19 protein-coding genes are annotated in these 20,708 nt (G+C 38.7%); all 19 read left to right on the top strand.

Translation table 11 applies throughout. The features are described 5' to 3' along the window. Positions 1-83 precede the first annotated feature (83 nt). The 19 genes from rpsP (at position 84) to codY (ending at position 19,622) form a co-directional block, all read left to right on the top strand. The gene (gene rpsP, locus ACFXN8_RS12105) at positions 84-356 is read left to right on the top strand and encodes a 30S ribosomal protein S16 (protein ID WP_010858419.1); all 273 of its coding nucleotides are present in this window, start codon (positions 84-86) and stop codon (positions 354-356) included. A 15-nt stretch (positions 357-371) separates the two neighbouring features. Further along, positions 372-605 (top strand): KH domain-containing protein, encoded by a 234-nt coding sequence (locus tag ACFXN8_RS12100; protein ID WP_004269410.1) that lies wholly within the window; start codon positions 372-374, stop codon positions 603-605. Between the two features lie 564 nt (positions 606-1,169). Then, entirely contained in the window at positions 1,170-1,685 is a 516-nt protein-coding gene (rimM, locus tag ACFXN8_RS12095; RefSeq protein WP_376069078.1) for a ribosome maturation factor RimM, read from the top strand. Next, complete coding sequence (gene trmD / locus ACFXN8_RS12090) at positions 1,685-2,422, top strand: tRNA (guanosine(37)-N1)-methyltransferase TrmD (protein ID WP_376069998.1); 738 nt, start codon at positions 1,685-1,687, stop codon at positions 2,420-2,422. Before rimM ends, trmD begins: the two co-directional genes overlap by 1 nt. 116 nt (positions 2,423-2,538) lie before the next feature. Next, a complete protein-coding gene (rplS, locus tag ACFXN8_RS12085) occupies positions 2,539-2,883 on the top strand; it encodes a 50S ribosomal protein L19 (RefSeq protein WP_376069080.1) in 345 nt (114 codons plus the stop codon). A 106-nt stretch (positions 2,884-2,989) separates the two neighbouring features. After that, positions 2,990-3,556: a signal peptidase I gene (lepB, locus tag ACFXN8_RS12080; protein ID WP_376069082.1), complete on the top strand. Its 567-nt coding sequence runs from the start codon at positions 2,990-2,992 to the stop codon at positions 3,554-3,556. A 55-nt stretch (positions 3,557-3,611) separates the two neighbouring features. Further along, positions 3,612-4,484, top strand: a complete 873-nt coding sequence (gene ylqF, locus ACFXN8_RS12075) for a ribosome biogenesis GTPase YlqF (RefSeq protein ID WP_376069085.1) — start codon at positions 3,612-3,614, stop codon at positions 4,482-4,484. 295 nt (positions 4,485-4,779) lie between these two features. Then, a complete protein-coding gene (locus tag ACFXN8_RS12070) occupies positions 4,780-5,538 on the top strand; it encodes a ribonuclease HII (protein WP_376069087.1) in 759 nt (252 codons plus the stop codon). Positions 5,539-6,028: 490 nt separating this feature from the next. After that, the gene (locus ACFXN8_RS12065; RefSeq protein ID WP_386845310.1) at positions 6,029-7,921 is read left to right on the top strand and encodes a hypothetical protein; all 1,893 of its coding nucleotides are present in this window, start codon (positions 6,029-6,031) and stop codon (positions 7,919-7,921) included. Continuing rightward, positions 7,918-8,220, top strand: coding sequence for an EscU/YscU/HrcU family type III secretion system export apparatus switch protein (locus tag ACFXN8_RS12060; RefSeq protein WP_376069095.1), 303 nt, complete (start codon positions 7,918-7,920; stop codon positions 8,218-8,220). Before ACFXN8_RS12065 ends, ACFXN8_RS12060 begins: the two co-directional genes overlap by 4 nt. Positions 8,221-8,382: 162 nt before the next feature. Then, a complete protein-coding gene (gene sucC, locus ACFXN8_RS12055; RefSeq protein WP_376069098.1) occupies positions 8,383-9,543 on the top strand; it encodes an ADP-forming succinate--CoA ligase subunit beta in 1,161 nt (386 codons plus the stop codon). A gap of 17 nt (positions 9,544-9,560) precedes the next feature. After that, positions 9,561-10,463 (top strand): succinate--CoA ligase subunit alpha, encoded by a 903-nt coding sequence (gene sucD, locus ACFXN8_RS12050; RefSeq protein ID WP_376069099.1) that lies wholly within the window; start codon positions 9,561-9,563, stop codon positions 10,461-10,463. Positions 10,464-11,063: 600 nt separating this feature from the next. Next, a complete protein-coding gene (gene dprA / locus ACFXN8_RS12045; RefSeq protein ID WP_376069102.1) occupies positions 11,064-11,960 on the top strand; it encodes a DNA-processing protein DprA in 897 nt (298 codons plus the stop codon). A gap of 92 nt (positions 11,961-12,052) precedes the next feature. Beyond that, positions 12,053-14,131, top strand: coding sequence for a type I DNA topoisomerase (gene topA, locus ACFXN8_RS12040; protein WP_386845307.1), 2,079 nt, complete (start codon positions 12,053-12,055; stop codon positions 14,129-14,131). A gap of 18 nt (positions 14,132-14,149) precedes the next feature. After that, positions 14,150-15,463: an FADH(2)-oxidizing methylenetetrahydrofolate--tRNA-(uracil(54)-C(5))-methyltransferase TrmFO gene (trmFO, locus tag ACFXN8_RS12035; RefSeq protein ID WP_376069107.1), complete on the top strand. Its 1,314-nt coding sequence runs from the start codon at positions 14,150-14,152 to the stop codon at positions 15,461-15,463. Between the two features lie 426 nt (positions 15,464-15,889). After that, positions 15,890-16,789 (top strand): tyrosine recombinase XerC, encoded by a 900-nt coding sequence (gene xerC, locus ACFXN8_RS12030; RefSeq protein WP_376069110.1) that lies wholly within the window; start codon positions 15,890-15,892, stop codon positions 16,787-16,789. Between the two features lie 20 nt (positions 16,790-16,809). Then, positions 16,810-17,355, top strand: coding sequence for an ATP-dependent protease subunit HslV (gene hslV, locus ACFXN8_RS12025; protein WP_376069112.1), 546 nt, complete (start codon positions 16,810-16,812; stop codon positions 17,353-17,355). Next, a complete protein-coding gene (gene hslU, locus ACFXN8_RS12020) occupies positions 17,355-18,755 on the top strand; it encodes an ATP-dependent protease ATPase subunit HslU (RefSeq protein ID WP_376069115.1) in 1,401 nt (466 codons plus the stop codon). The genes hslV and hslU overlap by 1 nt, the downstream gene beginning before the upstream one ends. Before the next feature lie 87 nt (positions 18,756-18,842). Continuing rightward, the gene (gene codY, locus ACFXN8_RS12015) at positions 18,843-19,622 is read left to right on the top strand and encodes a GTP-sensing pleiotropic transcriptional regulator CodY (protein WP_376069118.1); all 780 of its coding nucleotides are present in this window, start codon (positions 18,843-18,845) and stop codon (positions 19,620-19,622) included. Positions 19,623-20,708 lie beyond the last annotated feature (1,086 nt).

The raw sequence follows: 20,708 nt of genomic DNA, 5'->3' as shown, positions 1-20,708 counted from the left end.
TGTTAAGAAAAAACACTTTACAAACAACCTAAACATTGATAATATACTATCTTGTGTGAAACTTATTCGGAGGTGCTATTAAAATGGCAGTTAAAATTCGCTTAAAACGTATGGGAGCTAAAAAATCTCCTTTCTATCGTATCGTAGTTGCAGACGCTCGTTCACCACGTGACGGTCGTCAAATCGAAACAGTTGGTACTTACAACCCACTAACTCAACCAGCTACTGTAAACATCGATGAAGAGAAAGCTCTTAAATGGTTAACTGACGGTGCGAAACCATCAGATACAGTGCGTAACTTGTTCTCAGAACAAGGTATCATGGAAAAATTCCATAACCAAAAATTCAGTAAATAATCGGGGGCGACTTTTTTGAAGCAGCTGATTGAAGCAATCGTTTTACCGTTAGTCGATTATCCAGAAGAAGTTCGTATAGAGACGGATGAAAATGCAAATCGAATTGTTTATAAACTTTTTGTTCATCCAGAGGATAGAGGGAAAGTCATAGGCAAGCAAGGGCGAGTAGCGAAAGCGATTCGTACAATTGTTTATTCAGCGGCGGGTAGTCACCATCAAAAAAAGACCTACGTCGATATATTGGATTGATAGAAAAGATTTTAACGCTCTTTTACATGCAACAAGCACTGGAGAGTCCTGATCGGTATGTTTACATGCGCTTAGGAATTTGAAGTGGCCTTGAGGTAAAGCGGAAAATCTGGACTACAAAGGAAGGAGCTTGCCGGTTCCTTCCTTTTTTCATTATCATCATTACTTTGAGAGGTAATTGAACATAATGACATTAAGGGAGACTGGTCAACTTCTTCTTAGCTATAACATCGTCCGCCAAAAGTTAATCTGCTACTTTAGGTGAAAGTGAGAGAAGGTTACTTTTATTCTGGCTAGCTAGTAGCTTGACGGGGATAGGCATGTTTAGCAATTGTGTACTGTGCGAAAGCGAAACGGTCGCAAAAAAATGTTTTGTGATGAAAGTAAAACGGCAGTTATAGAATACGCCCATCTCTAAAGGTGGTAAGGTGAAAAACATACGTTGGTTTAAAGCCTCTGGCGGATGTCATGGATTTTGATTTGTGCTAGCACATTCAAAATCGGGACGCATTGTTTATCTGTAACAATTACGTCAAGGCGAAATTGATACGAGGTGAGATTTGAATGGAATGGTTTAATGTAGGTCGTATTGTCAATACGCATGGTATTCGTGGTGAGGTGCGTATATTATCAACAACAGATTTTGAGGAAGAGCGCTTCGCAGTAGGAAATAAGCTTGCAGCGTTTAAAAAAGACGATAAAAAGCCAACATGGGTAACAATTGAATCAATGCGTCGTCATAAGAACTTTATTTTATTAACTTTTGAAGGAATGTATAACATCAATTTTGTGGAGCCTTTCAAAGAAGGCATGCTTAAAATTACGAAGGATCAATTGTCAGATAATTTATTAGAGGAAAATGAATATTTCTACCATGATATAATTGGCTGTTCAGTTGTTTCTGAAGAAGGCGAAACAATCGGAGCAGTGACCGACATTCTTCAAACAGGTGCAAATGATGTATGGGTAGTCAAAGGCGCTAAAAAAGAGCATTACATCCCGTATATCGAAGACATTGTTAAGGAAATTAATATTGATGAGAAGAAAATTGTGATATACGTAATGGAAGGCCTGCTATGATGAATATTCATGTGTTAAGTTTATTTCCTGATATGTTTACAGGTGTCTTTGGTGCATCAATATTAAAAAAAGCACAAGAAAAAGATGCTGTAAAGCTAGAAGTAACTGATATCCGTGAATATTCGGGTAACAAGCATAATCAAGTAGACGATTATCCGTATGGTGGTGGTGCGGGAATGGTGTTAAAACCAGAGCCGATGTTTAGCGCTGTCGAGGCCATTACTGAAGGAAGAAATCCTCGTATCATTTTGATGTGTCCACAAGGTGAGCGTTTTACTCAAAAAAAGGCAGAAGAGCTAGCGCAAGAACAAGAACTAGTATTTTTATGTGGTCATTACGAAGGCTATGATGAACGCATTCGTCAGCATCTTGTCACAGACGAGATTTCAATTGGAGATTTCGTCTTAACTGGTGGAGAGCTAGGGGCTATGACGGTTATAGATAGCGTTGTACGTCTTCTGCCGGGGGTTTTAGGACAAGAGGATTCCCACATACAGGATTCGTTCTCAACAGGTCTTTTAGAGCACCCACATTATACACGACCTGCTGAATTTCGCGGAATGAAAGTACCTGATATTTTACTATCGGGCAATCATGCAAAGATTGAGCAATGGCGTGAGGAAGAATCTTTTAAAAGAACATTCGAGCGTCGTCCAGATTTACTCGAAAATTATCCGTTAACAGATAAACAAAAATTGTATGTAGAAAAACTTAAAAACAATAATAAAGATGCTTGATTGCTATCTATATTTATGATAACATCTATTCTGTACTTCTATGTGGAGTACTGAATTACGGTGTTCCGCTGTGGCATAGATTGCGTGCAAGAGCATCTGTCTAAGGAGAGAAAACAATGTCAAACATTATTACAGAAATTACTAAAGATCAGCTTCGCACTGATCTACCAACTTTCCGTCCTGGTGATACTGTTAAGGTACACGTGAAAGTAGTAGAGGGTACTCGTGAACGTGTCCAAGTATACGAAGGTGTAGTAATTAAACGTCGTGGTGGCGGTATTAGCGAAACTTTCACAGTTCGTAAAATTTCTTATGGTGTAGGTGTTGAACGTACATTCCCTGTACACACGCCAAAAATCGCTAACTTAGAAGTTGTACGTCGTGGTAAAGTACGTCGTGCTAAACTTTACTACCTACGTAACCTACGTGGTAAAGCTGCTCGTATTAAAGAAATTCGATAATTATGACTTAAAAGTGAGGGGCTTGTGCAACAAGCTCCTTTTCTTTTTGCTTGTCATCTTAAATAGCTATCAACTAAAATGAGGATAGACAAGGGGGCAATTCTCGATGGAAAAACAGGTTAAAGAAAAGAATGAACTATGGGAATGGACGAAGGCACTTCTAATTGCATTTGCGATTGCAGCGATTATTCGTTATTTTTTATTTACACCTATTGCAGTAGATGGAGAGTCCATGATGCCAACCCTTGAAGATGGCGACCGTATGATTGTGAATAAAATTGGTTATAAAATAGGTGAACCAAAACGCTTTGATATTGTTGTATTCCATGCTCCTGAAAAGAAGAACTATATTAAACGTGTTATTGGGCTACCGGGAGATACTTTGGAATATAAAAATGATCAATTATACATTAACGGTGAACCGATAGACGAGCCTTATTTAGATGCCTACAAATCAAAAATTACAGAAGGTACTTTAACAGAGGATTTTACGTTAAACGACATTGATGTAAATTTAAAAGATGGAATTCCAAAAGGTTATGTTTTCGTTATGGGAGATAATCGTCGATACAGTAAGGACAGTCGTCATATTGGACTTGTCGATCAGAAAGAGATTATTGGTAATACAAGTCTGATTTTCTGGCCGTTTAGTGATATTAAAATTGTAAAGTAATTCTTGAAAGGGAGGACAAACACTCCCTTTTTCTTTTAGTTTAGGAGGTATAGATATGGCTATACAATGGTTTCCAGGGCATATGGCAAAGGCCCGCAGAGAAGTAACAGAAAAATTAAAGCTCGTTGATATTATATTTGAATTAATAGATGCACGTTTGCCTCTATCTTCCCGAAATCCAATGATAGACGAAGTGATTAATCAAAAACCACGTCTTCTTATTTTAAATAAATCAGATATGGCGGATGAGCAGGAAACACGTAAATGGGTTGAATACTTTGCGCAAAGGGGTCATAAGGCAGTAGCCATCAATTCTCTTGAAGGCAAAGGATTACAACAGGTTACAAAGGCTGCTCAAGAAATATTAAAAGAAAAATTTGAGCGTATGAAGTCACGTGGGATGAAGCCAAGAGCCATTCGTGCAATGATTGTCGGAATTCCGAACGTAGGGAAATCGACGCTAATTAATCGCCTAGCAAAGAAAAATATAGCAAAAACAGGGAATACTCCAGGGGTAACTAAGGCTCAGCAATGGATAAAGGTTGCGAAGGAGCTTGAATTACTCGATACGCCAGGTATTTTATGGCCGAAATTTGAAGATCAAGAAGTAGGCTATAAATTAGCCTTAACAGGTGCCATAAAGGATACTATAACGAATATGGAGGATTTAGCCGTATATGGCCTACGCTTTTTATCCGTTCATTATCCGGCAAGAATGGAAGAACGCTATGGCTTCCAGTTTATACATGAAGATTTAGTTGAAACCTTTGATCATATTGGGAAACTTCGACGTGTTTTTGGTCCCGGAGGAGAAATTGATTATGATCAAGTAGCTCAACTAATTGTTCGAGATATTCGAGGATTACAATTAGGTAAACTAACATTTGACTTTGTTAACGAACAGCTTGAAAAGGAAGCACAGCAGTAATAAGAAAAAAACTGTCATACTCACTTGAGAAGGTTGTGAGCATGGCAGTTTTTCTTTTAGGAATACTTCTTCTTGCCGATAAATGATATAGAGCGAGAAATTTATTAGATTGTATAGTTGTCTATTGAAAAAAGGAATACATATTTTACGAGACGGTCCTCTATTCACTAAGACAAAAACTGATCGGCTTCGTCAATAATTTGAGTAGAATGCTCAAAAGCAATTTGCAAAGATATATTAGAACGCAAACATTGGCTACGAACTGTTGATGTAGAACCAAAAGGGAGTAAGTAATATGAAAACAATTAAAGAGATTACAGCAGCATTGAAAGAAGCGGAGGAATGGCAGGAATGGATGACCACTGTAGCAACCGACGAACGAGCGGGAGTGCAAAAAGCTTGGCAAAGTTGGGAAAAGCGTCAGGAGAAAAAACAACAACTAGTAAAGGAACATCAAGCGAAAGTCGATTTTGACCGAAGCTATGGAGGGATAGGGGCACTCATTGCAGGGATAGATGAAGCAGGGCGTGGACCGTTAGCAGGGCCAGTAGTAACAGCTGCTGTTATTTTACCTGCAAACTGTGAAGCGCTAGTCGGATTAAATGATTCAAAGCAATTATCAAAAGATAAACGCAATGCTTATGCTGCTTTAGTAAAAGAGCATGCATTATGTTATTTTATCCATTTCCAATCAGCGCAACAAATCGATGAGTTAAATATTTACGAAGCGACGAAGCAATCGATGAAGACAAGTGTAGAATCGTTATCTATGAAACCTGATTATGTACTAGTAGATGCTATGACGCTGCCAATCTCTATTCCGCAGGATTCAATCATTAAAGGGGATGCGAAAAGCCTTGCTATTGCAGCAGCATCGATATTGGCTAAAACGGCTCGAGATGATTATATGGATCAATTGGATGAGGAATTCCCTATGTATGGTTTTGCTCAGCATGCGGGATATGGAACAAAGCAGCATTTAATAGCACTTGAAGAACACGGTCCGACTATTCATCATCGCAAATCATTTGAGCCGATAAAGTCAATGCTTTAACTTGTTTCAGCAATTGTTTTATGTAGCGAAAGCAAAGCGGCAGCTACAAATGTTTTATGTAGCGAAAGCAAAACGACAGCTACAAATGTTTTATGTAGCGAAAGCAAAGCGGTAGCTACAATTGTTTTATGTAGCGAAAGCAAAGCGGCAGCTACAATTGTTTTATGTAGCGAAAGCAAAGCGACAGCTACAAATATTTATTGTGCAAACATCCGCTGAAATAAGTTAATGCTCCGGCGGATGTCATTTTGAAAACATAATAGCATACAAAAAATAAAAGGCACATCACCAAAAGTTAGGAATGATATTTGCTAAAACGATCATGTGCATAAGTTGATTGGAGCGGAGACTGGGCGACTCCTTGGGGCTCATCGGACGCCCCCTAGGAAAGCGTCCAGTCGGAGCGGAAATCAACCCCATGCTATAGCGATGAGCCAAAAAAAAATGGAAGCAATTACGCCGAGGAGTAATTGATGAAAGGAGTACGTATATGACAGCCACATCTTTTAATCCGATTCAAATGCAACAAGCTGCCTTAACCTCAGCTAATCAGCCACTTACTTTAAAACAAGGACAAGTATTTCAAGGAACAATCAAACAATTATATCCAGACCAAATGGCAGAAATACAGGTTGGTCAACAAAAGTTTATTGCTAAACTCGAAGTGCCACTAAAAGCAGGTGATGCTCATTTCTTTCAAGTAACCGGTACAAGCCCACAAACAGAACTAAAAGTTGTTACGGGTCCTATGGAGCAAACGGCTACCCAAAGTCAACAAATTAATCAGTTACTTGAATCAATGAATTTGCCTAAAACAGCTGAAACACAGCAGCTTCTAGCTCATTTTATGAAAGCGCAGCTACCGATTTCAAAAGAGCAACTGATGCAGGCAGAAATGTGGTTAAAAGCATTACCAGAGGGCGTAACTAAAATGGATGCCCTGCAAGCCATTCAAAAAATGGTGGAGTTTAAAATGCCAATGACAAATGATGTTTTTCAAGCTCTTATTAGTGGACAAAAAACTGCCGGCATGATTTCTATAATGGAAAACTTTACACAGCTTTTAACGAAGGATATAGCTTTACCAGAAAATCTTAAACAAAATCTAATGCAACAAGTGCAGGCAATTGCAAAGCCTTTTGAAGTAGAAACAGGTAGTTTAGTACTGGCCAAGTCTATACAAATATTAACGAATAATGCGGCTTCTATGAGTGAAAAGATTCAAGCTATGAATAGCTTAAAAGAGGCAGGGATACTACCTCAACAGGCTACTTTGCAAAATTGGTCCAGCCTTAGCGATGTAAAGTCTATACAGTCAAATCAGTTTCAACAGGCTGGAGAAGTTATTCAAACAATTTTATCGACAAAATCTGACAATATCAATCATCTTATTGATCAGCTTAAATCATGGACAGCGAATCAAAGCTTGTTAACAGATGAACAAAAGCAATCATTCAATCAACTTATCGAACGATTTAATCAGCTACCAGCAACTAAACAAACGCTAGAAATTTTTGCAAAACAGATGCAAGAACAACTTCTAAAAGCATTTGTAGAAAATTCTTCGGAGCGACTATTTACACAAGACGCCAATGCTCTTTCAGTGAAGGACCATTTATTATCGCTTTTAAAGCATGAGGCTACTACTCCGCTACAAAATGAAGCATTCATGCGGAATCTAATGAAAAATAGTGTTGAATCTCCCCAATCAATGATTCAGCAAATTGTTACGCAAGCAGATGCCCATGTACAAAATTCTATGGATAGTAAAGCAATGGAACATGCGCTTAAAACGGTATTAAAAAATCTAGGAGTTAGCTATGAAGCGACACTTAGTAATAAGTCAGCGGATTTACAGCAGATTGCACATCAATTAAAACCTCAGCTTCATACATTATTGCAGGAAACAAATATTACTCCGCAACTGAAGGAAGCTGCCGAAATGTTAATGGCACGTATGAACGGCATGCAACTAGCATCAGGGGAGAATGGCCATCAGCATCAACTTATAATGCAAGTGCCATTAGAATTCTTCGGCAAGAAAATGGATGCAACACTACAATGGAATGGACGCATGAAGGAAGATGGTAAAATTGATGCCAATTACGCCCGTATATTATTTTATTTACAAATGGAATCTATGCAAGAAACGGTAATTGATATGCAAGTTCAAAACCGTGTCGTTTCTGTGACAGTATTTAATGAAAATAATGATATTATTCCGCTTGCAGAACCACTAAAAGCAGCGTTAAAAGTAGGCCTAGCTGAAAAAGAGTATCAACTTTCAGGTGTTTTTATAAAGCAATTTGAAAAAGCCAAACCTGAAAAAACCCCTGTAGTAGAACAGGAGGAGGAACATAGTGGGGTGGATTTCCGCGTATGAGTGAAGAAAAAATTACTCGAAAAGAGGCTATCGCTCTCACGTATAAGTTAGGACGTTTTGATAGTCCAACAGTGGTGGCAAAAGGGAAAGGGAAAATAGCAGAAAATATATTAGCACGCGCAAATGAGCACGATGTCCCGATTTATGAGGATCCGAACCTAGTTCAATTACTTGGACAATTAGATTTAAATGAGTCAATTCCAGAAGAATTGTATGAAGCTGTTGCCGAGGTTTTTGCGTTTATTTATCGATTAGACCAACAATATGCACAAAAATATAGAAAAGATAGAGAATTCTGATTTTCATAAAACTCTGTTTTAGTACACGAAACAGAATAAAGCGTCATATTAATAGATAAAAAATGAATAAAAGACAAGGTGTAGACTTTATCAGAATCTTTCGTTAGAATAGATTATGTTAGTAAAACAATTTTATGCAAATGTTTGATGGGAGGATGTATTATGAATATCCATGAATATCAAGGGAAAGAGATTCTAAGAAAATATGGTGTAGCTGTACCAAACGGAAAAGTTGCTTTTTCCCCTGATGAAGCTGTGAAAGTAGCGAAGGAACTTGGCTCTAATGTGACAGTAGTCAAGGCGCAAATACATGCAGGTGGACGCGGAAAAGCGGGTGGCGTAAAAATCGCTAAAAACCTTGACGAGGTGCGTACATATGCAAAAGAATTACTAGGTAAAATTTTAGTAACTCATCAAACAGGTCCTGAAGGAAAAGAAATAAAACGCTTATATATTGAAGAGGGTTCTGATATTCAAAAAGAATACTATTTAAGTTTAGTATTAGACCGCGCAACATCCCGTGTAACAGTGATGGGATCAGAAGAGGGCGGCATGGATATTGAGGAAGTAGCGGAATCACATCCAGAAAAAATCTTCAAAGAAGTTGTGGATCCTGTTGTGGGATTAACAGGTTTCCAGGCACGTCGCATGGCGTTCAATATGAATATTCCAGCTAACCTAGTAGGGAAAGCTGTTAAATTAATGTTAGGCCTATATCAAGCGTTTATCGACAAAGATGCTTCTATTGTAGAAATTAATCCACTTGTTATAACTGGACAAGGAGAAGTTTTGGCATTAGATGCTAAATTTAATTTCGATGCAAATGCGTTGTATCGTCATAAAGATATTGTCGAACTACGTGATTTTGATGAAGAAGATCCAAAGGAAATCGAAGCATCAAAATATGACCTTAGTTATATTTCATTAGATGGCAACATTGGCTGTATGGTTAATGGAGCAGGTCTAGCAATGGCTACAATGGACACAATTAGTTATTATGGCGGAAGTCCTGCTAACTTCCTAGATGTAGGTGGCGGTGCGACAGCTGAAAAAGTAACAGAAGCTTTCAAAATCATCCTTTCTGATTCACATGTAAAAGGCATCTTTGTAAACATTTTTGGCGGAATTATGAAATGTGACATTATCGCTGAGGGTGTTGTAGCAGCTGCCAAAGAACTTGGTTTAGCTGTGCCGTTAGTTGTACGTTTAGAAGGTACAAATGTAGAACTTGGAAAAGAGATTTTAAATGCATCTGGTTTAAACATCGTTGCAGCGGATTCAATGGCTGACGGTGCACAAAAAATTGTGGGACTAGTAGGCTAAGGAAGGCAGGGAGAACAATGGCTGTATTTATTGATAAAGATACGAAGGTAATTGTACAAGGGATTACAGGCGAAACAGCGCTTTTCCATACGAAGCAAATGCTTGAGTATGGTACTAAAATTGTAGCTGGTGTAACACCAGGTAAAGGCGGTCTTGAAATCGAAGGAGTGCCTGTATTTAACACTGTAGCGGAAGCTGTGGCTGCAACAGGTGCGACAACTTCAGTTATTTATGTACCTGCTCCATTCGCGGCAGATGCTATTTTAGAGGCTGTTGATGCTGAATTAGAATTAACTATCTGTATAACTGAGCATATTCCTGTACTTGATATGGTTAAGGTTAAACGTTATATGGAAGGTAAAAAGACACGTCTAGTAGGTCCAAACTGTCCAGGTGTTATTACGGCAGATGAATGTAAGATTGGTATTATGCCTGGTTATATCCATACGAAAGGGCATGTAGGAGTTGTATCTCGTTCTGGTACATTAACATATGAAGCCGTACACCAATTAACACAAGCTGGTATAGGTCAAACTACTGCTGTAGGTATCGGTGGAGACCCTGTCAATGGTACAAACTTTATCGATGTTTTGGAAGCGTTTAACAACGATCCAGAAACATATGCAGTTGTGATGATTGGGGAAATTGGGGGTACAGCTGAAGAAGAAGCAGCTGAATGGATTAAAGCGAATATGACAAAACCTGTCGTTGGCTTTATCGGTGGACAAACTGCTCCTCCAGGTAAACGTATGGGTCACGCTGGTGCTATTATCTCAGGTGGTAAAGGAACAGCGGCAGAGAAAATTAAGGCCATGAATGTTGCTGGGATTGAAGTAGCGGAAACGCCATCTGTCATTGGTGAAACGCTTATTAAAGTAATTAAAGAAAAAGGGCTATACGAAAAGTGTAAAACCCATTAAAATGTAAGATGTAGCACATTGTGGCTACATCTTTTTCTTTAACTTCTTTCAGCGGGTGTTTGGACACCCGCTGAAATAGAGGAACTCAGTCTAAGAACGCCACGTCCTGTGGCAATGACTGAGTGACCAACATCGGTGCTGCTGACGCTGCGTTAGCACTACGCTTTCGCGCAAAAAACATCTGTTGGCCCAAAGCCTCCGGCGGATGTCATGGAATCAGAAAGGAGTGCTTAGGGGATGTTAGCCTAAAATCATCGCATCCATGCGATAACGGCTAACTGACCTGCGTCGGTAAAAGCGCCACGTCCTGTGGCATTACCGAAATGACCGACATCGTGTCGGCCCTCGTGTCGCTGTCGCTACGTTAGCACTGCGCTTTCGCACAAAAAACATCTGCAGGCCTAAGCACAAAGCAGATTCCAGACGCAATTATGCCGAGGCAAAATTTATTTAGACACGGCTTTACTATGCTTTTAATGGAAATGTGTCAAAAGATGAAATTTCTAACTCCTACTTACTTTTAAAAGGACCTTTCCTAAAAAAACTGTGTCATTAAAAATGCGGTCATTTAATTTCTTCTATATAAAAGGAGGCTTTTAAATGATTTTTTCAGTCGATACGCAGAGATTGCTAGCTTTACATTATTTATACCCATTACCACTTCAAAAACTTCAGCAATTATTGTCCCCGGTGGATATACTAAGTAATTTTGAAGAAGCGCCCCCCTACGAGATTGCGAAGGCACTGCAAATATCATCTCAAAAAGCATTGGAAATATCCCAGAGTTTTCGACAGATTATGACATTTTCGTTTAGGGAAGCTTATGAACGGGCCAATATTTCCCCAATACCTTTTCATCATCCTTTTTACCCGGCGCAATTATTTGAAATATCCAGTCCACCTACTGTATTGTATGTGAAAGGTCGGTATTCTCTATTGACGAAAGAAAAACAAGTAGCCATTATAGGTTCTAGAAAGGCTACAGCATATACAAAAACTGCGATGGATATAATTGTCCCACCTCTTGTTGAACACGGATATACAGTTGTAAGTGGGCTTGCAAGAGGGGCAGATACGATAGCTCATGAGACAACCATAAAAGTTGGTGGTTCCACAATTGCAGTGCTTGGTCACGGGTTTAATTATATATACCCTAAGGAAAATCAGTCTCTCGCTGAGCATATGGCGGAGCATCAATTACTTGTCACAGAGTATCCCCCATATATGAAGCCTGAGAAATGGCATTTTCCAATGCGTAACCGAATCATTAGTGGATTGTCCAAAGCTTTAGTTGTAACTGAAGCGGCATTAAGAAGTGGAACGCTTATTACAACGGACTATGCATTAGAGCAAGGAAAAGATGTATTTGTTGTACCGGGTCCAATTAATGCGGAGCAATCAAAAGGTACAAATAAACTACTATTAGAAGGAGCTATTCCAGTGTGTAATGGTCACGAAATCGTTGAAACACTTACGCTCTTTTCTAACAAAAATTGAAAAAAAGTTGCATTATCTTAAAATCTGTTATACATTTTGCAACAGGTAACTTAAAAAAATTAGCAATAGACCTCGCTAAGGGGGAGACATAGATGGCGGATTATTTAGTGATTGTAGAATCACCAGCAAAAGCAAAAACAATTGAACGATATTTAGGGAAAAAATATAAAGTGAAAGCGTCAGTCGGGCATGTTCGTGATCTACCACGTAGCCAAATGGGCGTTAGTCCTGAAAATAATTATGAACCTAAATATATTACTATACGTGGTAAAGGGCCTGTTTTACAGGACTTAAAGTCTGCGGCTAAAAAAGTGAAGAAAGTCTTTCTAGCGGCCGATCCAGACCGTGAGGGAGAAGCGATTGCTTGGCACCTTGCGACTGCGTTAAATATTGATATTCATTCAGATTGTCGTGTCGTTTTTAATGAAATTACAAAAGATGCGATTGTAGAATCCTTTAAAAATCCACGTCCTATTAATATGGATTTAGTAGATGCACAGCAAACACGTCGAATATTGGACAGACTTGTTGGTTATAACATTAGTCCGATTCTTTGGAAAAAGGTTAAAAAGGGATTATCGGCAGGACGAGTACAATCTGTAGCTCTACGCATGATTATTGATCGTGAAAATGAAATTAAAAACTTCCAACCGGAAGAATATTGGACTATAGAAGGTTCTTTTGAAAAAGGTAAGAAAACGTTCGATGCCCTTTATTACGGTGATGGCAAAGAAAAAATTAAATTAACAAATGAAGAACAAGTAAAATCTATTTTAAAAAATGTTAAAGGTACAAGTTTTGAAGTTGTCAATGTATCTAAAAAAGAACGAAAACGAAATGCAGCACCTGCTTTTACAACATCTTCTTTACAGCAAGAGGCAGCACGTAAGTTGAATTTCCGTGCAAAGAAAACGATGATGCTTGCGCAACAATTATATGAAGGTATTGATGTTGGTAAAAAAGAGGGGACAGTCGGTTTAATTACTTATATGCGTACCGATTCTACTCGTATTTCGGATACAGCAAAAACAGAGGCTGTTGCATACATTGAATCCAAATACGGCAAAGAATTCATCTCCACAGAATCGAAGCCGGCTAAAAAAGCATCAAATGCACAAGATGCCCATGAGGCTATTCGTCCAACTAGCACGATGCGAACTCCGGAAGAATTAAAGGCAGTGCTTAGTCGCGACCAATTGCGCTTATATCGTTTAATTTGGGAACGCTTTATTGCAAGTCAGATGGCGCCGGCCGTACTTGATACAGTTGCTGTTGATCTACAAAATAGTGATGTTTTATTCCGTGCAAACGGCTCGCAAGTTAAATTTGCTGGTTTCATGAAGCTTTATATTGAGGGTACAGATGATCAAACAGAAGAGACAAACAAGCTTCTACCTGAAATGGAAGTTGGCGATCAAGTAAAATCTCTTGAAATTGAGCCTAAGCAACATTTCACACAGCCACCACCACGTTATTCAGAGGCGCGTCTTGTAAAAACAATGGAAGAGTTAGGTATAGGGCGCCCGTCCACATATGCACCGACCCTTGATACAATTCAGCGCCGTGGCTATGTCGTATTAGATGCAAAACGATTTATGCCTACAGAGCTAGGAGAAATCGTGCACCAACTCGTACTAGAGTTTTTCCCTGATATCATAAATATCGAATTCACAGCACAAATGGAGCAAAATTTGGACCATATTGAAGAAGGCGATCGTCAGTGGAAAGAAGTTGTACATGAGTTTTATAAGGATTTTGAGGTCCATGTAAAATATGCAGATGAGGCTATGGAAAAGGTTGTTATAAAAGATGAACCGGCTGGCGAGGATTGTGAGCTTTGTGGATCTCCAATGGTCTTTAAGCTTGGACGTTATGGGAAATTTATGGCTTGTTCAAACTTCCCAGATTGCCGCAATACTAAAGCTATTATGAAACCTATTGGCGTAAAATGTCCTTCTTGTGAAACAGGCGAAATTGTAGAACGAAAGAGTAAAACAAAGCGTTTATTCTATGGATGCAATCAGTATCCTGAGTGTGAATTTGTTTCATGGGACAAGCCAATTAGTAGACCGTGTCCGAAATGTAGTGCATTATTAGTAGAGAAAAAAATTAAAAAAGGTGTGCAAATTCAGTGTACGAAATGTGACTATGAAGAGACACCTACTCAATGATAGAAAGATGGTAAGAACATGACTGAACAAGTAGTAAATGTAATAGGTGCAGGTCTTGCAGGCAGTGAGGCTGCTTGGCAAATTGCTCAACGTGGTGTGAAAGTTAAACTTTATGAAATGCGTCCAGTAAAGCAAACACCAGCTCACCATACTGATAAATTTGCAGAGCTTGTTTGTTCGAACTCACTACGTGCAAATGGATTAACGAATGCCGTAGGTGTAATTAAAGAAGAAATGCGTATGTTAGATTCTGTTATTATGAAGGCAGCCGATGCATGTTCAGTACCAGCAGGCGGTGCATTAGCAGTAGATCGACATGAATTTGCAGGCTATGTGACAGAAGCAGTGAAAAATCATCCTCTTGTGGAAGTCGTTCATGAAGAAGTCACTGAAATTCCGGAAGGCATTACTGTTATTGCCACAGGACCACTAACATCGAAAGCTTTAGCTGAAAAAATTCAGGGCTTAACGGGTTTGGATTATCTATATTTCTATGATGCAGCAGCACCAATTATTGAAAAAGATAGCATCGATATGGAAAAGGTTTATTTAAAATCTCGTTACGATAAAGGGGAAGCAGCTTATTTAAACTGTCCTATGACAAAGGAAGAATTTGATCGTTTCCGTCAAGCGTTAATCGAGGCAGAGGTTGTGCCATTAAAAGAATTTGAAAAGGAAATTTACTTTGAAGGCTGTATGCCTATCGAAGTAATGGCTGCTCGCGGTGAGAAAACAATGTTATTTGGACCGATGAAGCCAGTAGGTTTAGAAGATCCAAAAACAGGGAAACGACCTTATGCGGTTGTCCAATTACGTCAAGATGATGCAGCGGGAACTCTTTACAATATCGTTGGCTTCCAAACACATTTAAAATGGGGACCACAGAAGGAAGTACTACAATTAATTCCGGGATTAGAGAATGTTGAAATCGTTCGTTATGGGGTAATGCATAGAAATACATTCATTAATTCGCCAAAAGTTCTAGAGAAAACTTATCAGCTTCGCGAGCAAAAAAATATTTTCTTTGCTGGTCAAATGACAGGTGTCGAAGGATATGTTGAATCTGCAGGTAGTGGATTAATTGCCGGTATTAATGCAGCTCGATTAGCATTAGGACAAGAGCAAATTATCTTCCCATTTGAAACGGCTTTAGGCAGTATGGCGCGTTATATAACAGAAGCACAATCGAAAAACTTCCAGCCGATGAACGTTAACTTCGGAATTTTTCCTGAATTACCACCAGGACGTCGTTCAAAGCCAGAGCGTGCAGAGATGCATGCTACACGCGCAATAAGCACAATTCGTAATTTTGTGAATTCACAAACAATTTGATTGCAAAAAGCCTCTAAAAGTTGATATACTCTTAGAGGCTTTTTCTTTTTTGTAGCAAAATTGCTAATTTACACGTATTTTATTATTTTGTATGGAGAATTTCTCAAAATATAAGCATTTCCACTTGCCATATGATGAAGATAGGTATAGTGTCAGTATGTATGTTTATCTTCATTAACGATACCCAATGTGACAAACAAAAGAGGATAAATGAAATTGTGCATTCTTTAATAGCAAGGTGTAAGTATTTGGGCTCATCACTAAACGTTGGGGATGACATTAAAACGTATGCTTTGTATAAAGTTGGTTGGAGTGAGACTGGACGCCCTCAGGAAAGCGCCTAGTCGGAACAGAAACCACCCACGTTATGGTGATGACCCATAATTTGAGAAGGTTATCAATAATTCATTGGTGGTGAATCTTTCCATGTTAGTTTCGTCCCAAGATGCACTTGAACAGTTTATGCTTTATATCCAAATTGAAAAAAACTTCTCTGTTCATACAGTGCGAGAATATGAATCGGACCTACTAGATTTTTTAGCGTTTTTGCAAGCGGAGGGCGTAAATGATTTAGCTAGTGTTGAGTATATACATGCACGTCTTTATGTAACGAAGTTGTACGATGAAAAGAGAGCAAGATCATCTGTATCAAGGAAAATCTCCTCAATACGCTCCTTCTTTCGCTTTCTAAATAAACAGTACGGATTAGATGATGGGGCATTTCGATCACTTTATCATCCCAAAAAAGAATCACGTTTACCTAGTTTTTTCTATGAAGAAGAATTGAAGCAGCTATTTGATGCGAATGTCGGCGATGATTTGAAATCATTAAGAAATATGGCTATATTGGAGCTGTTATATGCGACAGGTATTCGTGTAAGTGAGCTCACCTCAATTCAAGTAGAAGATGTTGATTTCCATTATTCGATTATTAGGGTAATGGGAAAAGGGCGAAAAGAACGTATTATTCCATTCGGGCAATTTGCGAGTTTAGCTATGCAGGATTACATAGAACAAACTCGTCCGCGATTGATGAAAAACACAAGTCATCAGCAATTGTTTGTCAACATGCGCGGTGGGGAACTTACTCCACGAGGTGTACGTCATATTTTAACAGAAATGATTGATAAGGCCTCACTCCATACGAAAATATATCCACATATGCTTCGCCATACTTTTGCCACACATTTATTGAATAATGGCGCAGATTTACGTACGGTGCAGGAGTTATTAGGCCATGCTCATTTAACTTCTACACAAGTTTACACTCATGTAACAAAAGAGCATCTACGTCAAACATATATGAATGCTCATCCAAGGGCATAATAAGCTAAGGAGGAAGGCAAATGGGACAAATTCATGCGACAACGATTTTTGCGGTTCATCATAACGGGGGTTGCGCAATGGCAGGTGATGGTCAAGTGACTCTAGGGAATGCGGTTGTTATGAAGGGTTCAGCAAGGAAGGTCAGACGTCTGTTTAATGGGCAGGTGCTTGCCGGATTTGCAGGATCCGTTGCCGATGCTTTTACACTTTTTGAAATGTTTGAAGGAAAGTTAAATGAATACAATGGCAACTTACAACGTGCAGCAGTAGAAGTTGCTAAGCAATGGCGCGGAGATAAAATGCTTCGTCAATTAGAGGCCATGCTACTTGTAATGGATAAAAGTACACTCCTTCTTGTTTCGGGTACGGGAGAAGTAATTGAACCGGATGATGGAATTTTGGCAATTGGTTCAGGGGGTAACTATGCATTATCAGCAGGTCGTGCCCTGAAAAAATATGCAGGTGATACAATGTCTGCTCGCGAAATTGCAGAAGCGGCATTAGAAACCGCTGCTGGAATCTGTGTGTTTACGAATCATAATATTATCGTGGAGGCGCTTAACTAATGACAAAAAATAATTTAACGCCAAGACAAATTACTGAGCATTTGGATCGTTATATCGTTGGACAAAATGAAGCGAAGCGAGCGGTAGCTATTGCACTACGTAATCGATATCGTCGCTCACTGTTAAGTGATGAGATGAAGGCTGAAGTAATTCCGAAAAATATTTTGATGATTGGACCTACAGGTGTCGGAAAAACAGAAATTGCACGAAGAATTGCAAAGCTAACTGGTGCACCATTTGTGAAAGTGGAAGCAACAAAGTTTACAGAAGTAGGATATGTTGGACGTGACGTAGAGTCAATGGTACGTGATGTAGTAGAAGCTTCTCATCGCCTTGTAAAAGAAGAAATGATGGAGTCTGTGAAAGACCAAGCAGAAGAATTAGCAAATGAAGCTATCGTTAAGTTGTTGGTTCCTTCATTACGAAAAAAACAGTCCATGCAAAATCCGTTTGAAATGTTATTTGGTGGGAAAGAACAGCAAGCCAATGATGATTCTTCTTCTGAAGAAACTGAAGTGCGCTCCAAACGTGCGCAAATCGCTATCGATTTACGTAATGGTAAATTAGAAAATGAATGGGTTACAGTTGAAGTAACTGAACAAAATCCTTCTATTTTTGATGCGTTACAAGGAACGGGTATGGATATGTCTGCAAACAGTGGCATGCAGGATATGCTATCTAGTTTAATGCCTAAAAAGCAGAAAAAACGTCGTCTACAAGTGAAAGACGCACGTCGTATTTTAACAATCGAGGAAGCAAATAAGCTCATAGATGCAGACGAAGTTGCACAAGAAGCCATTTCAAGAGCTGAACAATCAGGTATTATTTTTATTGATGAAATTGATAAAGTCGCTAGTAAGGATGGTAACTCCTCTGCGAATGTATCTCGTGAAGGTGTGCAACGTGATATTCTGCCAATTGTTGAAGGTTCTACTGTAACGACAAAGTACGGTGCTGTAAAAACTGACTTTATGCTTTTCATTGCTGCTGGAGCATTTCATATGTCGAAGCCATCAGATTTAATTCCTGAATTGCAAGGTCGATTCCCGATTCGAGTGGAGCTTGAAAAATTAACGAAACAAGATTTTGTCCGTATTTTGCAAGAGCCGGATCAATCACTTATTTTGCAATACAAGGCATTATTAGAAACTGAGGGCGTGGAAATAAACTTTACGGAAGACGCGATTGAACGAATTGCGGAAATTGCAACTGAGGTCAATCAGGAGACTGATAATATTGGAGCTCGACGTTTGCACACAATTTTAGAACGCTTATTAGAAGAATTATCGTTTGAAGCTGCTGAAATTGCACCTGCAAATATTCCAATCACAGCTGCATATGTAGATCAAAAACTTGCGGGTATAGTAAAAAACAAAGATTTGTCACAGTTTATATTGTAAGATAAGGCTGAATAGTTTCAATCAGTTGAAAAAACATTTAGAATATTAGGAAAATACTCTTCGGATTATTTATAGGAGGAACATATAATGAATTTATTAGAAAAAACGCGTAAAATTAACTCGATGCTCCAAGCATCTGCTGGTAAACCGGTAAACTTTAAAGAAATGGCAGATACATTAGGGGATATTATCGACAGTAATGTTTATATTGTAAGCCGTAAAGGAAAGCTTTTAGGCATTTCAATTCACCAACAAATTGAAAACGAACGTATGAAAAAGATGTTCGAAGAGCGTCAATTCCCAGAAGAATATACACATAGCTTGTTTACAATTTCTGAAACATCTTCAAACCTAGATATTCATGACGAGCATACTGCTTTCCCAATTGAAAACAAAGAGCTATTCCAAAATGCATTAACAACGATTGTACCGATTGTTGGTGGTGGTGAGCGTCTTGGTACATTAATTCTTGCTCGCTTATCTTCACAATTTGAGGATGATGATTTAATTTTAGCTGAGTATGGTGCAACGGTAGTTGGTATGGAAATTTTACGTGAGAAATCTGAGGAAATTGAAGAGGAAGCTCGTAGCAAAGCTGTTGTACAAATGGCAATCAATTCTCTTTCATATAGTGAGTTAGAGGCTATTGAACATATCTTTGAAGAGCTTGACGGCCATGAAGGCTTACTTGTTGCTTCAAAAATTGCAGACCGAGTTGGCATTACACGTTCAGTAATCGTAAACGCATTACGTAAACTAGAATCTGCAGGTGTGATCGAATCTCGTTCTCTAGGTATGAAAGGTACTTACATTAAAGTACTAAACGATAAATTCTTAAATGCATTAGCTGAAATTAAAATGAAATAAATAATAAAGCGTCCTATTGGGACGGTCTAAGGCATCTGGAATTCCAGATGCCTTTTATAGTGTAGAAAAACAAAATGGCTAAGGAAATCTTTGTGAATGTTGTGGTTTTCATATTTCCGTTCCAGGCTGCTTACTTTCTTATGACGAATGTCGATCATTTCCTCCGCTTCTCTACGTTAGCATTGTGTATTCGACATATGACCTTTGTGGCTGTCGCTATACCTTTTCTTACGTAAAACTCCCTGGAAAGCACTCATGGCATGAAAATCATCCCCTTGTTTTGTGAAGGGTCATACTTTATTTAACTTCTTTCGGCGGGTGGCCAAACACCCGCTGAAACAGAGGAACCTAGGCTAAGAATTCACATCCTGTGAAAACGCCTGAGTGACCAACATCGTGCTGTTGTTGCTGTCGCTACGTTAGCACTGCGCTTTCGCACAGAAAACAGTTGTTGCTGTCGCTACGTTAGCACTGCGCTTTCGCACAGAAAACAGTTGTTGCTGTCGCTACGTTACACTACGCTTTCGCACAGAAAACATTTGTTGGCCCAAAGCCTTCGGACGCAATTATGCCGGGTATAATTGATTGTGAAACATAAAATGACACATAAATTTCATTGGAAATACGAAGGCATCTGGAATAATCTTATTCAGATGCCTTTTTGAACTTTTTCGTAATTCGACGAAATTTGCGATTGGTTAACATTGCTTCAAATTAAGTCGAACTATGGTTTAGTACTAAATAGGGGGGAGGAATCATCTATATTTTAATCCTTTTTCTCATTTTCTATAGGTAAGTTTTCAACCCTCTTAGATTCTAATATCGTTGCTTTATCCCTAAGTTTGACTTTTCGTATAGGCACTACTTTTTGCATAAGTAAAAAAAATAAATGCTCCAATTGTTACCTGTAAGACAGTATAGAATCACTATTCAGAATTTTATGCAATATTATAGACTTAGATTTGAATAGTAAAAAGGAACTCTAATTTAGACATTGTGTCTACCGTTATTTTGTAATAAAATGGAATAAAACAGATCCCAAAACCGTAAACACTGTCAAAGTAGTGTAAAATGACTAGTAGTGAG

It is taken from the genome of Lysinibacillus sp. NPDC059133 (genome assembly GCF_042755925.1).
Lineage (GTDB): Bacteria > Bacillota > Bacilli > Bacillales_A > Planococcaceae > Lysinibacillus.
The sequence above is the reverse complement of the archived record's forward strand: the minus strand, read 5'-3'. Positions and strand labels throughout refer to the sequence as shown.

Coding starts and splice junctions, on each gene's coding strand:
- rpsP (WP_010858419.1), top strand. CDS start 84: ATGGCAGTTAAAATTCGCTTAAAACGTATGGGAGCTAAAAAATCTCCT.
- rimM (WP_376069078.1), top strand. CDS start 1,170: ATGGAATGGTTTAATGTAGGTCGTATTGTCAATACGCATGGTATTCGT.
- trmD (WP_376069998.1), top strand. CDS start 1,685: ATGAATATTCATGTGTTAAGTTTATTTCCTGATATGTTTACAGGTGTC.
- rplS (WP_376069080.1), top strand. CDS start 2,539: ATGTCAAACATTATTACAGAAATTACTAAAGATCAGCTTCGCACTGAT.
- lepB (WP_376069082.1), top strand. CDS start 2,990: ATGGAAAAACAGGTTAAAGAAAAGAATGAACTATGGGAATGGACGAAG.
- ylqF (WP_376069085.1), top strand. CDS start 3,612: ATGGCTATACAATGGTTTCCAGGGCATATGGCAAAGGCCCGCAGAGAA.
- ACFXN8_RS12070 (WP_376069087.1), top strand. CDS start 4,780: ATGAAAACAATTAAAGAGATTACAGCAGCATTGAAAGAAGCGGAGGAA.
- ACFXN8_RS12065 (WP_386845310.1), top strand. CDS start 6,029: ATGACAGCCACATCTTTTAATCCGATTCAAATGCAACAAGCTGCCTTA.
- ACFXN8_RS12060 (WP_376069095.1), top strand. CDS start 7,918: ATGAGTGAAGAAAAAATTACTCGAAAAGAGGCTATCGCTCTCACGTAT.
- sucC (WP_376069098.1), top strand. CDS start 8,383: ATGAATATCCATGAATATCAAGGGAAAGAGATTCTAAGAAAATATGGT.
- sucD (WP_376069099.1), top strand. CDS start 9,561: ATGGCTGTATTTATTGATAAAGATACGAAGGTAATTGTACAAGGGATT.
- dprA (WP_376069102.1), top strand. CDS start 11,064: ATGATTTTTTCAGTCGATACGCAGAGATTGCTAGCTTTACATTATTTA.
- topA (WP_386845307.1), top strand. CDS start 12,053: ATGGCGGATTATTTAGTGATTGTAGAATCACCAGCAAAAGCAAAAACA.
- trmFO (WP_376069107.1), top strand. CDS start 14,150: ATGACTGAACAAGTAGTAAATGTAATAGGTGCAGGTCTTGCAGGCAGT.
- xerC (WP_376069110.1), top strand. CDS start 15,890: ATGTTAGTTTCGTCCCAAGATGCACTTGAACAGTTTATGCTTTATATC.
- hslV (WP_376069112.1), top strand. CDS start 16,810: ATGGGACAAATTCATGCGACAACGATTTTTGCGGTTCATCATAACGGG.
- hslU (WP_376069115.1), top strand. CDS start 17,355: ATGACAAAAAATAATTTAACGCCAAGACAAATTACTGAGCATTTGGAT.
- codY (WP_376069118.1), top strand. CDS start 18,843: ATGAATTTATTAGAAAAAACGCGTAAAATTAACTCGATGCTCCAAGCA.